At 71.2% G+C, this 13,566-nt stretch carries 15 protein-coding genes; 5 read left to right on the top strand and 10 right to left on the bottom strand.

The window, feature by feature from the left end; translation table 11 throughout:
* Positions 1-154: 154 nt before the first annotated feature.
* Positions 155-457, bottom strand: coding sequence for a hypothetical protein (locus tag BLQ91_RS38485; RefSeq protein WP_090105355.1), 303 nt, complete (start codon positions 455-457; stop codon positions 155-157).
* Positions 458-551: 94 nt separating this feature from the next.
* Positions 552-788 carry a hypothetical protein gene (locus BLQ91_RS38480; RefSeq protein ID WP_090105353.1) on the bottom strand — a complete coding sequence of 79 codons (237 nt, stop codon included), beginning with the start codon at positions 786-788 and terminating at the stop codon, positions 552-554.
* A 578-nt stretch (positions 789-1,366) separates the two neighbouring features.
* Between BLQ91_RS38480 and BLQ91_RS38475 the strand changes: the two genes are divergently transcribed.
* The gene (locus BLQ91_RS38475) at positions 1,367-2,482 is read left to right on the top strand and encodes a glycosyltransferase (protein WP_245734283.1); all 1,116 of its coding nucleotides are present in this window, start codon (positions 1,367-1,369) and stop codon (positions 2,480-2,482) included.
* A 10-nt stretch (positions 2,483-2,492) separates the two neighbouring features.
* Here the strand turns inward: BLQ91_RS38475 and BLQ91_RS38470 are convergent, their stop codons facing one another.
* The 4 genes from BLQ91_RS38470 to BLQ91_RS38455 are packed head-to-tail and all read right to left on the bottom strand — an operon-like array spanning position 2,493 to position 5,919.
* On the bottom strand, positions 2,493-3,719 hold the full coding sequence (locus tag BLQ91_RS38470) for a glycosyltransferase (protein WP_090105410.1): 1,227 nt from the start codon (positions 3,717-3,719) through the stop codon (positions 2,493-2,495).
* Entirely contained in the window at positions 3,716-4,585 is an 870-nt protein-coding gene (locus BLQ91_RS38465) for a DUF3152 domain-containing protein (protein ID WP_090105351.1), read from the bottom strand. Before BLQ91_RS38465 ends, BLQ91_RS38470 begins: the two co-directional genes overlap by 4 nt.
* A gap of 15 nt (positions 4,586-4,600) precedes the next feature.
* Entirely contained in the window at positions 4,601-5,311 is a 711-nt protein-coding gene (locus tag BLQ91_RS38460; protein ID WP_090105349.1) for a hypothetical protein, read from the bottom strand.
* A complete protein-coding gene (locus BLQ91_RS38455) occupies positions 5,308-5,919 on the bottom strand; it encodes a hypothetical protein (RefSeq protein ID WP_090105347.1) in 612 nt (203 codons plus the stop codon). The genes BLQ91_RS38460 and BLQ91_RS38455 overlap by 4 nt, the downstream gene beginning before the upstream one ends.
* A 225-nt stretch (positions 5,920-6,144) precedes the next feature.
* Here BLQ91_RS38455 and BLQ91_RS38450 point away from each other — a divergent pair, with 225 nt between their 5' ends.
* Complete coding sequence (locus tag BLQ91_RS38450; RefSeq protein WP_090105345.1) at positions 6,145-6,510, top strand: hypothetical protein; 366 nt, start codon at positions 6,145-6,147, stop codon at positions 6,508-6,510.
* 42 nt (positions 6,511-6,552) lie between these two features.
* Here the strand turns inward: BLQ91_RS38450 and BLQ91_RS38445 are convergent, their stop codons facing one another.
* From BLQ91_RS38445 to BLQ91_RS38435, 3 genes are all read right to left on the bottom strand, one after another.
* Positions 6,553-7,077, bottom strand: coding sequence for a hypothetical protein (locus BLQ91_RS38445; protein WP_090105344.1), 525 nt, complete (start codon positions 7,075-7,077; stop codon positions 6,553-6,555).
* 114 nt (positions 7,078-7,191) lie between these two features.
* Entirely contained in the window at positions 7,192-8,370 is a 1,179-nt protein-coding gene (locus BLQ91_RS38440) for a putative glycoside hydrolase (RefSeq protein ID WP_090105343.1), read from the bottom strand.
* A 4-nt stretch (positions 8,371-8,374) separates the two neighbouring features.
* On the bottom strand, positions 8,375-9,115 hold the full coding sequence (locus BLQ91_RS38435) for a lysozyme (protein WP_245734281.1): 741 nt from the start codon (positions 9,113-9,115) through the stop codon (positions 8,375-8,377).
* Between the two features lie 283 nt (positions 9,116-9,398).
* Between BLQ91_RS38435 and BLQ91_RS38430 the strand changes: the two genes are divergently transcribed.
* From BLQ91_RS38430 to BLQ91_RS38420, 3 genes are read left to right on the top strand one after another with little or no spacing between them, the layout of a single operon-like run.
* Entirely contained in the window at positions 9,399-11,759 is a 2,361-nt protein-coding gene (locus BLQ91_RS38430; RefSeq protein ID WP_245734280.1) for a transglycosylase domain-containing protein, read from the top strand.
* A 58-nt stretch (positions 11,760-11,817) separates the two neighbouring features.
* Complete coding sequence (locus tag BLQ91_RS38425; RefSeq protein ID WP_176960192.1) at positions 11,818-12,549, top strand: anti-sigma factor; 732 nt, start codon at positions 11,818-11,820, stop codon at positions 12,547-12,549.
* 42 nt (positions 12,550-12,591) lie between these two features.
* Positions 12,592-12,981 carry an NAD-binding protein gene (locus tag BLQ91_RS38420; RefSeq protein ID WP_090105340.1) on the top strand — a complete coding sequence of 130 codons (390 nt, stop codon included), beginning with the start codon at positions 12,592-12,594 and terminating at the stop codon, positions 12,979-12,981.
* A gap of 62 nt (positions 12,982-13,043) precedes the next feature.
* On the opposite strand, the gene BLQ91_RS38415 is transcribed toward BLQ91_RS38420, so the two are convergent.
* Positions 13,044-13,566, bottom strand: a 523-nt coding sequence (locus BLQ91_RS38415) for a fasciclin domain-containing protein (protein WP_143023064.1), incomplete at its 5' end; no start/stop codon positions are given.

Here is a 13,566-nt window from a genome sequence, read left to right as displayed (position 1 = left end):
CAACGCCGCGCAGCGCCCCGCCAGAACCGACGGGGCGCTGCGCGGTCGAGCAAGACACGACGGACGCGATCGCCATCCCGCCCTGGCACTGACGATCTCGGGGTGCGCCGGCGTGTCCGAACCACCACCACGGCCGCGGGTGGAGGTCCGGCGGTCAGTGGTCCGAGTCGTCCTCGTAGGAGGCCTCGACCTCGATGTCCGGGTTGGAGCACGAGCCGTTGTCGTTGTTGGAGAGGACCGGCACCGCGAGGACGTTCACATCGATGTGGCAGAGGTTGATGTCACTGAGGAGCTCGGAGTTCTCCATGTTGATGAGGCCGACCTGGTGGTTGTGCTCGAACTTCGACGCGAGGTCCGTCAGTTCGTCCATCGCGTCACCCTGCGTCGCGAACGCGGGCGTGCCCATCATCAGGAAACCCGCGCCGACGGCGACCGCGGCAAAAGCTTTCTTCAGCATGACGTTCTCTCCTCGGGAGCCAGGTGGTGATCTGCGCGTGCACGAGCGGGGAACGGCGCCGGCACCCCTGCCTGGCTCCGTTCCCCACCTCACGTCACTTCTCGTCGGGGTTGGCGCAGAGGCCGGTGTCGTTGCCGGACAGCACCGGCACCGCGATGACGTTGACGTCGATGAAGCAGGCGTTGATGTCGCTGAGCACCTCGGACTCGTTCAGGTTGACGAGGCCGACCTGGTCGGTGATGTCCAGCTCAGGGGCATCGGCCAGCGCCGTGGAACCAAAACCGAGGAAGGCGCCCGCGATAGCGACGGCCGCCCCTGCCTTCTTCAGCACAGAAATCTCCTTCATTGAATCCGGGAAAGGATTGCTTCGCCGACAGATACCGGCGGCAAGCCCGAGGGGACCGTATCGAGACAGCTGGTTCGCACAAAATCGGGAACGGCACCCCGACGGCGCGCACAACGCTCGAACCACGCTTTCGAGTGATGCTGCACCGCTCACGTTTAGCCGTTTTTGGCGCGTGAGCTGGGGATATACGACGAACGCCTGGCGCGCACCCTGCTTTGGAGTGAAGATCTCGCCCGCACTACGTCCGAACCCGGCCCCGAGACCTGCTAGTTCTGGTCACAGCGATGCCTCACCACGAGGAGCAACGCAGCCCGGCCGCTGTCGTTCAACCCTCTCTGAGCAGCGTTTTCACCGCACTCCGGCACACTCGGGCCAAAGCTGGCGTTCCCTCCACCCCGGCCCTCGGCGGGTGGACATCGGCCATCGGGCGAACGCAGACCCGCCGCGAAGCGGGAGGCGGGAACAGAACGCTTGCGTTTGTCGGATCGACCGGCACCCAATACGGTCGGACGCATTCATCACCGGACCCGGTCGAGTTGAGCCGGCAGTTCGGAATCGCACCGGTGACCGAGGACGCGATCGGGCGAATGCGAATAGCGATGTTGTCCGCGCAGGCAAGTCCGCTCTCCGAAAGCGCTGGGCAGGCCGCGCACGTGGCGGAGCTGTGCGCGGGGTTGAGCGCGTCGATGCACGACGTGGTCGTCTACACGCGACGAGAGGATGCCGCGTCGCGTGAAACGGTCAGCAGCCCTGAGGGATACCAGGTCGTGCACGTTCCGGTAGGACCGGAACGCGTGCTCGGGGACGACGAGCTCGCGGCCCACCTCGGTGACTTCGCCGAGTTCGTCGCCGGGCGGTGGCGGAGGCGTCCGCCCGACGTCGTGCACGCGCACCACTGGACTTCCGGACTGGTCTCGGTGGTCGGGGCGCACCGCCTGCGCATCCCGGTGGTGCACTCCTACCACGGCCTCGGTGGCGCCGAGGCCGGGCTGCGGACGACGGCTGAGGGACTCATCGCGCGGCGGGCCGCTCGGATCGTCGCGACGAGCTCCGCCGAGGCGGTGGAGCTGTGGCAGTCCGGGGTGCGGCGGGCGCACGTGTCGGTGGTGCCCAGCGGCGTCGACCCCGGTTTCTTCACGCCCGAGGGGCCGGTCGAGTTCCACGACGGGCGGATGCGCGTCCTGCTCACCGGGGAACTGGATCACGGCAGCGCGGCGGCGATCGGCGCGGTCTTGTCCACTGTGGACAACGTGGAGCTGGTGGACACGAGCGCGGTGCGGCGCGGGGACCGCCCGGCGGTGCTGAGGTCGGCCGACGTCGCGGTGTGCGCGCCGCTCGCCGAGGGGTACGGCATGGCCGCGCTGGAGGCGATGGCGTGCGGGGTGCCGGTGGTGGCCACGGCGGTGGGCGCCCTGAGCGATGTCGTGCTGCCCGGGGTGACGGGGGTGCTGGTCGGGCCGCGGGACGTGCTGCGGCTGGCGCGGTCGGTGAAGGCCCTGCTGTCCGACGAGACGCGCAGGGAGCAGTTCGGCACGGCCGCCCGCGACCGCGTCCTGGGCCGGTACTCGAGGCGGCGGCTCGCGGGGGAGGCGATCGCGGTCTACGAACGCGCCACCTGCGCCGCGACAGGGGGTGAGGCGGCGCGATGGACGGCCGGGAACGCCGCGCGACCGAGGTGAGGCCTTGGCGTCACCCCGCCGGCTCGTCGCGCACGAGCGGCCGGCGCAGGCGGGTGTAGACCTGCGCGGGCCCGCGCTGAGCGGTGATCACCTCGGGCCCGGTCGCGTGCTCGTACGCGCGGACCGCGTCCAGGCCGACGCGGTCCCACCCGTACCGGATGGTGACGCGGTCCTGGCCCGCCGCTCCGAGCGCCTGGCGCCGCACCTCGTCGCCCAGGAGCGCCCGCAGGGCCCGCGCCAGCAGCGTGGGGTTGTGCGGCGGGACGAGCAGCCCGGTCACCTGGTGCACCACGGACTCGGCGAGGCCACCGGTCGCCGACGCCACCACAGGCACCCCGCACGCCATCGCCTCGAGCGCGACGATCCCGAACGACGGACGCCGCCGCGGGCACGCCACCACGTCCGCGGAGCGGATCAGCGAGGGCATCTCCGAGTGCGGTACCCGGCCGATGACGCTGACCCTGTCCGCGACGGCGTTGCGGGCCATCAGCTCGCACAGGCGCTCGTACTCGGCGTTGCCCTTGAGGAAGCGCCGCGGAGGACCGCCGACGACCACGAGCTCGGTGTGGCTCACCGCGGTGAGGGCGACGATCAGGTCGTCGACGCCGTCGTCCGGGGCGAGGTCCGCGGTGACGAGGACGCGCAACCTCCCGGTGCGCGCGGTGGCCGGTCCGCCCGGTGTGAAGACGGACGTGTCCACCCCCCACGGCACGGTCGAGATCCTGGACCGCCGCACGCCGAGCCGGACCAGCTCGCCCGCCTCCTGGGCGGACGTCGCGACCACCCCGGTGGCGCCACGGGCGACCAGCCGCTCGATGTCGGCGGAGTCCGCTCCCCCGAGCCCGTGGAAGCTCTGCACGATCGGGATCGCGGTGCGGCGCGCGCTGAGCACGGCCGCGAGGCCGGAGGTCCAGTGGTGGGCGTGGATGAGGTCCGGCGGGCCGGCCGCCCACTCGATGGTCAGGGCCTTCACGAACTCCCCGGTGTGCGGCACGACGCCGTCCTGGTCGAGGGCCTCCGCCGGACCGGCCGGGACGTGCACCACCTCGAACCCGTCGGCGAGCAGGACCCGTTCCGGCAGGCGCGGGTCGGTCCGGCGGGTGTAGATCGACAGCTCGTGCCCCAGCCGGTGCAGCTCCTCGGACAGCTTCGCCACGTGCAGGCGCCGTCCGGCGGCGTCGGGGTCGCGCAGCGCGGTCAACGGGTTGCCGTGCAACGAGATCATCGCGATCTTCACCTGGTCACCTCCGGGTGCGGCCACGGGTTCGCGGTGCACGTCCTGCCGTCGCGGGGAACGGTCAGGCCCTGCGGCGTCCTGGCGGTGACCCGCGCCAGCTCGTCGTTGGAGACGGAGAAGGTCTGCTGCATCATCACGGGCGCGGGTGCGCCTTCGGCGGGGCAGAACTCGTGGCCGTGGCCCAGGAAGTGGCCCATCTCGTGGTTGATGAGGTAGCGCCGGTAGCCCTCCAGGTCGCTCCCGAACGACTCGGCGCCGCGGAACCACCGGGGCGCGCTCACGTAGATGACGCCGTCGATGTAGCAGGAGGTGTCGTAGGGCAGCTCGAACCCGCAGGTGGCACGGGCGGTTTGAGTCGCCGTGAGCCTGATCCGCACGTCCGGTTCGGCGACGTCCACCCGGCGGAAGGCGACGCCGCCCGTCGCCGTCCACCCGCGCGGGTCGGCGAGCGCGGAGTCGACCGTCGCGGCGAAGGGCTCGTGCGCGCTCGGCAGCACGGCTCCCTGCTCGACCTCGACGGAGTACGTGTGGACGGTTCCCCCGCCGAACTGGGCCGTGGTGCCCGCGATGGTCCGCCACCAGCCCTCGCCCTCCTCGCGCACCGCGACCCCGGGCGGCAGCTCCGGTCCCGGACGGGGCGCGGTCTGGGCGACGAGCGCCGGCTGCGGTGCCGGGGCGGACGACGACGGTGGCGCGGAGGAGGAAGGCGGGGGCACCGTCCGCACCGAGATCGTGGCCGCCGGGACGGGCACGCGCGCCTGCTCCTGCGAGGTCGTCTCCGGCTGCGGCCAGATCTTCAGCAGTCCTATCGTCACCCCGGCGAGTGCCGCGGCGAAGACGTACACGACGATTCTTCCGACGGTCATGAGGCACTCCCCCGGTCACGAGCAGCTGAACAGCACGGGGCAGGGCGCGTGGTGCAGCGCCGCCCTCGCCGCCGGTTGCAGGCCCTCTCCCGGCCCGCGTTCCCGGCCGGACACCACGAGCAGGTCGCTCGGGAACAGCCGCGTCTCCTCGGCCACGGACCTGGACACGTGCACCAGTTCGACGATCACGTCCGGGCATGCGGCGTGGACGAGGTCCGCGGCGGCGTCGAGCGAGTCGCCCGGCTTCGGGCACGGGTGGGGCAGCACGCGCAGGCGTGTCGCTCCCCGTGCACGGCACAAGGTCGTCGCGCGCTGCAGGACGCCCTCGCTGCCGACGCTGTCGAGGACGGCGGTCACGATGCCGAACCGGCCCGCGATCGCGGCGGGGTTCCCCCTCACCACGACGACGTCGCGGCAGTCGCCACCGGCGATCGGGGGCATGGCCAGAGCCTGCTGCCGGGAGATGACCACCAGCGCGCCCTCCCAGCGGGCGGGCGGGGAACACTCGTGGCGTTCGACGTGGACGGGCAGGCCGGGTCGTTCGGCCAGCAGCGCCGCGACCTCGGCGTGGGCGGGGTCGTCCTCGGTGGCTTGCACGACCAGGCCGATGCCCAGGGCCTCCGCGCACGCGGCGGCCCAGTGGACCCCGGTGACGCCGCAGTCGCGCACGTCCACGAGCACGCAGGTCGCGGTGGTGAGCGCGGACCTGTGGGCGAGGGCGGTCATAGCGTCACGCTCGGTGTGCTCGACGCCGCCTCCACGGCCGCGGGCTCCGGGCTCCTCGGCAGCGGCATCTCCTGCACGGCGGCGATCTCGGCGTACCACTGCTCCAGCAGGCGCTGCCGTTCACCGAGGTCGGACAGCAGGACGCGGGACCGTTCCAGCGCCTCGCCGACGATCTCCCGCGCGCGACGGCCCGCCTCGGCCAGCCGCCGCTGGGTCTCCTGCTCGGCCTCGTCCAGCAGGCGGGCCTGGCGGCCGGCGGCCTCCTCGGCGCGCTGCTCGGCCTCCTCGGCCCGCGTCCTGGCCTCGGCCTCGATCCCGTCCGCTTTGCGCCGGGCGACGTGCAGCAGGTACCGGATGCACCCGGAGACGGCGTTGTCCTTGTCGTGTCCCGCGTGGATCGCGCGGTACTCCGCGAGCTCCGTGCGGGCCTCCTCGAGGTGACGGGTGAGCTCCTCGGCCGTTTCGAGCGCCGCGTCGCGGTCGGCGCAGGCCAGTTCGAGCTGGCGCTCCAGCCGGGCGTACTCCTCGTCGACCTCGCGGCGGTCGTACCCGAACATCTGCGTGCCGAAGGTCCTGTGACCGTCGTCCAGGAAGTCGTCCATGGCCATGACGGGTGTCCTTTCCTGAACGTTCGTCGGTAGCTGTCCAGGTGGCAGTACCCGCGCGGAGGTCTGTCAGACATTCTTGAACGCGCAAGCACCCGCTCTAGTGAATTCCTCACGGACCGTCATCAACGTCCAGTCACGGGTAACCCGACCGGCTTTCTTCCACGGAGGGAGGCGCAAAACGCGATCGGGTGGGTACACGCAGGTCATCTCACCTGGAGGTGGCGCGTGAACGACTCCTCTGCCGGCGATGTCGTCTGGCAACCGTTCGTCGACGCGTTGTGCGCCGCCGCCTGGACCTGGGACGCCCACCTGGGTCGGATCTCGGGCGGCGACGGGCACCCCGTCCCGATCAGCTCCGAGCAGGCGCAGAACGTCCTGCTCGCCCTCACGTCCCTGGCGCGGCGGATGGCGGCCGCGACCGCGTCGATCGTCGGCGCCATCGCCGACGCGGAACTGGATCCGGCGTCCGAGGAGGACGCTCTCTCCGAACAAGTGGAGTCGTTGGGGCGCATGGCCTTGTTCGCCGAGGCGATGCACCACGCGGCCGAGACGGCGCAGGCCGTGGTCACCCGTGAGCGGAAAAGCGCGTAGGCGCGCCGGGTGGTCCCGGCGCGCCTCGGTCCGTGCCGGAGGTCAGTTCTGGCGGAGGTAGGCGACGTACGACTCGGCCGCGGTGCGCGCACGCTCGCGCAACGCCTGCGGATCCGTGGCCGCCGCGGCCTCGAGGCCCTCGCAGCTGCCGGCCAGCGCGTCCGGGCCGAGCGCGTTCATGGCCATGCCGGGCAGCTCCTCCTTCATGCACCGCACGGCTTTCCCGACGGCGTCCGGGCCGCAGTGGTCGGCCGGTGAGTAGCACTTCTCGACGACGTCGTCGACGACGGGTTTGGCGCGCTCGTAGATCATCTCCATGCTCCCGAGGCCGGACAACGCCTCCGGGAGCACGACGTCGGTCAGCTCCCGCACGTCGCGGCGGTCTGTGCCGGGCTGGAGCTTCGCCTGGCACACGCGGGACATGAACTCCTCGCGCGTGATCTCCGTCAGCTTGCCGACGGTGTCGCTGAAGTCGCCGTAGCACGCGATGGCGTTCGCCGCCGCCGGCGCGAGCACCAGCGGAATCGCGGCGATCAACGCGGCCAGTGCGGTGGTCCTGGTTTTCATGCCGTCCTCCTGGGACTCCAGCCGATCGGTTCACCGACTGGTACCCCCGCGCCCGCACCGCGCACGCGGCGGAACCGGGTTCGACCACATCGGGTGAGGGGTGGTCGCGAAGCGTCAGCGCCCGGCGGGGACGACGAAGTCGGCCGGAACGTCCGCGCCGTCCGCCGCGACGACGCCGAAGCACGCTCCCGCCGCGCGCACGGCGTCCCGGACCTCGGCGAGGAAGTCCACATCGGACTCGCTGCCGAAGTGGTCGAGCAGGACGTCGTCGAAGCCGAGCGACGCGGCCTCGCGCGCCAGTGCCACGACGTAGCCGCGGACCTCGGGATGAGCGGAGTTCGTGAGGGTCAGCGTGGTGTCCCCGAGGTGGTCGCGCATGCCGGACCGCGCGGACGCCCGAGCGAGCACGGGGTCGTGGAACGCGACGATTCGCGCGACCGCGCGGACCCCGGCGCGGTGCAGCTCGTCGACGGCGGCGCGCGGGTCGTACCTGCTGTTCACCGCGCCGATCTGCTGGGCCAGGGCGACCCGGGAGGAATGGGCCACCTGCCCGGTCTCGTCCTTGACGTCGAGCCGGACGGCGTCGATCTCGCCCCGGCGCGCCATCGCGAGCACGCGTTCCCGCGCCGGCGGGGACGCCCAGTCCTCCACCGTCACGTGTTCCGTGCGCACGGCGGGACGGGACACCGGCACCACCACGTGCCGTCCTGCCGAGTTGCCCGCCGCGTCGCGTGCTTCCACGAAGATCGTCGCGGGCGCCGACGCGACGACGGCCGTGAAGACGCCGTTGTCGACGTGGGCGCGAATGTGCCCGATCCTCACGAGCTCGGCGCCGTCGGCGGTGCCCCTGATGACGACCGGTGCGCGTGGTCCGCCGGATCGTATGTGCCGCACAGCGAGAGAGGGCGCCGTGTTGTCGATCGTGAACTCGTGGTCCACCACCGCGTCCACGACCAACGCCGTGGCGCTGCGGACCCGGGCGATCAGCAGGTGCCTGCCCTCGGTCGGCACGAACCCGTCGAGCAGCAACCTCTCCCCGTCGCGGCGGGGGGTCACCGCGGCGTCGTCCACGAAGACCTCCACCCGCTCCAGGCTGTCCTCGTCGTCCGTCCCGATGCTGATGCCGCGGAACGCCGAGGCCCGCAGCACCGCGCCGTCCTCGAGGCCCTCGACGGTCAGGCCGATGTTCCTGATGTGGGCCACGGACGCCACCACGACGGTCGACGACACCGCGAACACCACGCCGAGGAAGACCAGCATGATCAGCTCGGACCTGCGCACCGGGGCGGACATCGGCTCATCCCGTCGCCAGGGCGGCGAGACGGTCCGCGCCCCCGTTGAAGATGTTCTGGTCTATCGGCGACGAGGTGAACTGCCAGAACGTGTGGAACGGCCAGCGGTACGGCATCGGGCCGATCGTCGCCGCGTACCTCGCGAGCCACAACGGGTTGGTGGAGCTGAAGTCACCGGTGCGACCCGTGCACCTGTCCCACCACTGGGCCGACGTGTAGATCACCGGCCAGCGCCCGGTGAGCGCGTGGTAGGTGTCGCTGAAGCTGCGGATCCAGCCCACCATCGCGCGGTGGCCCAGGCCGTAGCAGATGTCGCCGCCGTAGGGGTTGTACTCGATGTCGAGCGTCCCCGGCAGCGTCCTGCCGTCCTTCGACCACCCACCCCCGTTCGCCACGAAGAACCGGGCCTGCGTCGCGCCGTCGGACCGGTTCGGCAGGGCGAAGTGGTAGGAGCCCCTGATCATGCCGACGGCAGCGGACCCGTTGTACTGCTGGGTGAACTTGGGGTTGCGGTAGGTGGTCCCCTCGGTCGCCTTGACGTAGGCGAACCGCTTGCCCGAGCGCCACCAGTGGCCCCAGTCGACGGCGCCCTGGTGACTGCTGACGTCGATCCCGTCCACCCGGCCCACCCCGAGCTCCGGTGGCGACAGCAGCATCTCGCTCGTACCCTCGTGCTTCGCGATCTGCGAACCGGCGGAGTGGTCGTCGGAGCCTTCCGCCGCCTGCACGGGCGCAGGGATCAGCATGCTCACGATGGTCGCGATCGCGGCGGCGCGAACGACGCGAGAGCCGGCACTTCCTAGCGAAGGCATTGGATTCCTCCCCGGTGCGTGGATGTCCTGTTGGGCAGCTACCCGTGCCAGGAACGGAAAAACCGGACACGGGCCGGTTGACACGAGCGAGTGACTGGAATGCTTTTTTCGCACAGCGGGTGAGCATTTCACCGGTCCGGTTCATTCGAACCGGGCGCCTGATCGCGCATTCGTCGGGTAACCGCCGGAGACCACCGTCGGCGAGGGGAGTGTGGTCGTGAACCGCTCGAGGATCGCGCACTGCGTGGGAAAGCTCGCGGGCCTCTGCCTGCTCGCCGGAGCGCTGGTCGCCGGACTCCTCTTCCCCGCCACCGCGACGCTCGGCGCGCTGTCGAACAACATCAGCGATCAGGTCAAGTCCACTTTGGCCCAGATCCTGAACACGGAACCGCCGTTGATGACGACGGTGACCGACAAGGACGGCACGCCGATCGCGTACCTGTACGACCAGTACCGGGTGCGCACGCCGTCGGACAAGATCTCGCCGCACATGAAGGACGCCCTGTTCGCGATCGAGGACCGCCGGTTCTACGAGCACCACGGTGTCGACTGGTTCGCCACCCTGCGCGCCGCCGCCCGCAACAACGCGAGCGGGTCGGTGGAGCAGGGTGCGTCGACCCTGACGCAGCAGTACGTGAAGAACTACCTCGTGCACGTGCTCGCCCGCACGGACAAGAACGCGCAGCGCGCGGCCCAGGAGCAGAGCCTCACCCGCAAGCTGCGTGAGGCCCGCATCGCCGTGGGTCTGGAGACGGCGCTGAGCAAGGACGAGATCCTGGCCCGCTACCTCGACCTCGTGCCGTTCGGGTCGACGATCTTCGGTGTCGCCGCCGCGGCCCAAGCGTACTTCGACACGACGCCGGACAAGCTGACCGTCCCCCAGGCCGCCACGCTCGCCGGCATGGTGAACAGCCCGACCGCCCTCGACCCGGAGGCACGGCCCGACAAGGCGATCGAACGCCGCAACCTCGTGATCGACGCGATGGCGACGGACGGGAAGGTGTCCAAGGACGACGCGGACCGGCACAAGGCGTCCCCGCTCGGGCTGCAGGAGCCGGTGCGCACGCTGCAGACCGGCTGCGTCGGCGCCGGGCCGTCGTACGGGTTCTTCTGCTCGTTCCTCGTCGAGTACCTGACCGAGGCCGGCTTCAACCTGGAGGAGCTGAAGATCGGCGGGTACCGGATCGAGACCACGCTGGACCCCAAGATCACCGAATACGCCAAGGCCGCGGTCGAGGCGCAGGCGCCGAAGAACACGCCGGGAGTCGCGAACACGATGGCCATCGTGCGTCCCGGCAAGGACGCGCACGAGGTCGTGGCGCTGGTGGCCAACCGCGACTACGGCCTCAACAAGGAGGAGTTCGAGACGCAGTTCGACCTGCCGAGCGGCGTGGAGAACAAGTTCGGCACCGGCTCGGTCTACAAGGTCTTCACCGCGGCGGCGGCGTTGGAGAAGGGGATCGGCATCGAGACCGTGATCCCCTCCCCCAACTCCTACACCTCACGCGTGTTCAAGGGCGGCGCCACGTCCTGCCCGGCCACGGGTGAGCCGAACACCTACTGGTACTGCCTGTCCAACCACAACGACCGCTACCCGCCGCAGATGCCCCTGCGCCAAGCGCTTGCGACCTCGCCCAACACCGCGTTCGTGATCCTCGAGGAGAAGACGGGCCTCGAGGCGGTGGTGACCATGGCGTCCAAGCTCGGCATGCGCAAGACCATGGCGACCAACATCGCCGGTGTGCCGCCGGACCCCAAGGGACCCAAGGACCTCCGCGTCAACCAGGCGCAGTTCTACGCGGGCAACGGCAACGCGTCCTTCACCCTGGGGCCGGCTCCGTCGAGCACGCTGGAGCTCGCCAACGTGGCCGCGACGATCATGAGCGGCGGCACGTGGTGCAAACCGACTCCGATCAAGAAGGTGTCGGACCGCAACGGCAAGCCCGTCGAGCTGATCAAGCCGCCGTGCGAGCAGGCGGTGCCCGAACCCCTCGCCAACGCGCTGGCCGTCGGTCTGAGCGAGGACAGCAAGGGCCAGGGCACGGCGGCGTCCGCGGCGGCCAAGGTCGGCTGGAAGCGCCCGATGATGGGCAAGACCGGCACGACGGAGGAGTACAAGTCCGCGGCCTACATGGGGGCCACGCCGGACTACGCCGGTGCCGTGCAGGCGTTCAACGACAGCACCTCGCCCCAGGGCATCTGCATCGGCGACGGCGCGCCCCGCCTGTGCCCCGAGGGCAACATCTACGGCGGCACCGTACCCGCCGGGACGTGGTTCGACGCCATGACGAAGGTCCACGCCGACCTGCCGGAGAGGCCGTTGCCCGAGATCGAGGAACGCTTCCGGCACGGCGACGGGCAGATGAGGCAGACGGCGCCTCCTGCCGAGGCGGCCACGTCCCCGGCTCCCGCCCCGCCCCCACCGGCTCCGCCTGCTCCGGCCCAGCCCTCACCGGCTCCCCCGGCGCCCGCCCCACCCTCACCGGCTCCCGTCCAGCCCTCACCGGCTCCCGTCGAGCCCTCACCGGCTTCCCCGGCGCCGTCGGAACCGCCGTGGTCCACGCCACCGCGGCGGTGATCTCGGGACCGATCCGGTCCAGGCCAATCCGGTCATCGGACGGCTTCGAATCAGAGGCGTGAAACCGGGACCGACGCGTGCGACGAACCCGCACCTGCTGACCGGTGCCCACGCGCTCGGCGCGCTGCCCGACGCCGAGCGCGCCGAGTTCGAGGAACACCTGGGCCGGTGCCAGGTCTGTGCGGACGAGTCGGCCGGACTGGTGGCGGCCGCGGCCCTGCTCGGCGGCGCCGTCGACCACGTCACCCCGGCGGACCCGAGGAGGCGGATCCTCGAGGCGGTCCGGCTCGTGCGGCAGGTTCCGACCGGCTCCGAAGCCGTGACCGTGTCGTCCCGGCGCCAGGGCTTCCTGCGGGCGGGTGCGCTCTTCGCGGCCGCCTGCCTGACCGCCGCGGCGGTGGCGGGAGCGCACGGCGCGTTGACCGCTTCGGTGGTCATGCCGGTGGCCTCGTCGCCGCGCACCCCGATCGGTGACCTGCTGGCGGCGCCGGACCTGCGGCTCGTCGCCGCGGGAGACCGGACGGGCACGGTGGCGGTGTCGCGCGGCCGCGACCAGGTGCTGTTCCTGGCGGACGGCCTGCGCCCCGTGCCCGGCGACCGCGTCTACCAGCTGTGGCTGGTCGACGAGCACGGCCCGCGGTCGGCGGGGACGGCGCGAGCGACGGGCGAGGTGGTGTCGCTGCTCGCCACCGGCGTGGGCGGGGCCGGCGAGGCGGTGCTGACCGTCGAACCCGCGGGGGGATCACCGGGTCCGACGAGTGCGCCCGTCGTCACCGTCGACCTCCGCTGAACCGGACGCAATCCGGCGGGCGTGCCGCACCGAATCCCGGGAATGACCGCTCACATCCTCGTCATCGGCTACGGCGACACCGGGCGTCACGCCGTCAACGCCGCGCTGGCCGTGCAACCGGACGCGCGGATGACCGTGCTGGACCTCGACTGCGTCGCCGCGGCGGAGGCCTGGGCCAACGGCGCCGACGCGGTCGCCGGGGACGGACGTGACCCGTGCTCGCTCGACGACGCCGCCGCCGACCTCGCCGACCACGTCATCATCGCGGTCCCGGACGACCTGGACGCCTTCCTGATCACGCGAGCGGTGCGTCCGCTGAACCCGCACGCCGTGATCGTGGCGGTCATCCGCGAACCCGCCAACCACGCCATCTTCGCTTTCGACGGCACCGTGACCGTCCACCTGGGACGCACTGACGGGGGCCGGACATGAGGAACTCCGGGAACCGCGTGGTGACGCGGTTCCCGGAGTCGCGATCCCGCGCCCGGGAGATGTCAGGCGGGCAGCAGGACCGAGTCGATCAGGTACACCGTGGCGTTGGCGGTCTTCACACCACCGCAGATCACGCTGGCCTCGTTGACCTTGATCGCGTTGCCGGAGCCGCTGACCTTGACGGTGCCGGTCTGCACGGTCTTCTGCTCACCCGCGATCTTGTCCGGCGTGATCTGGCCGGGAACCACGTGGTAGGTCAGGATCTTGGTCAGCAGCGCGTCGTCGGTCTTGAGCTTCTCGATCGTCGCGGCGTCGATCTTCGCGAACGCCGAGTCGACCGGCGCGAACACCGTGAACTCCGCGCCGTTGAGCGTCGAGACCAGGTTCACCTTCGGGTTGAGCTTGCCCGACACCGCGCTCACCAGCGTCGTGAGCAGCGGGTTGTTGCTCGCCGCGGTGGCGACCGGGTCGGCGGCCATGCCCGAGACGGAACCGGCACCGGACGGCACCTGCTTCGCGTAGTCGGCACAACCCGGACCGACGAGGTTCGAGGCCGGATCCGCCATCGCCGACGACGACGGGGCC

Origin of the sequence: Lentzea jiangxiensis, from assembly GCF_900104175.1 — a bacterium.
Lineage (GTDB): Bacteria > Actinomycetota > Actinomycetes > Mycobacteriales > Pseudonocardiaceae > Lentzea > Lentzea jiangxiensis.
Note: the sequence above shows the minus strand (reverse complement) of the source record. Positions and strands in the feature narration are given on the sequence as shown.

Coding starts and splice junctions, on each gene's coding strand:
- BLQ91_RS38435 (WP_245734281.1), bottom strand. CDS start 9,115: ATGCTGATCCCTGCGCCCGTGCAGGCGGCGGAAGGCTCCGACGACCAC.
- BLQ91_RS38465 (WP_090105351.1), bottom strand. CDS start 4,585: ATGACCGTCGGAAGAATCGTCGTGTACGTCTTCGCCGCGGCACTCGCC.
- BLQ91_RS38445 (WP_090105344.1), bottom strand. CDS start 7,077: ATGAAAACCAGGACCACCGCACTGGCCGCGTTGATCGCCGCGATTCCG.
- BLQ91_RS38440 (WP_090105343.1), bottom strand. CDS start 8,370: ATGTCCGCCCCGGTGCGCAGGTCCGAGCTGATCATGCTGGTCTTCCTC.
- BLQ91_RS38420 (WP_090105340.1), top strand. CDS start 12,592: ATGACCGCTCACATCCTCGTCATCGGCTACGGCGACACCGGGCGTCAC.
- BLQ91_RS38460 (WP_090105349.1), bottom strand. CDS start 5,311: ATGACCGCCCTCGCCCACAGGTCCGCGCTCACCACCGCGACCTGCGTG.
- BLQ91_RS38455 (WP_090105347.1), bottom strand. CDS start 5,919: ATGGCCATGGACGACTTCCTGGACGACGGTCACAGGACCTTCGGCACG.
- BLQ91_RS38485 (WP_090105355.1), bottom strand. CDS start 457: ATGCTGAAGAAAGCTTTTGCCGCGGTCGCCGTCGGCGCGGGTTTCCTG.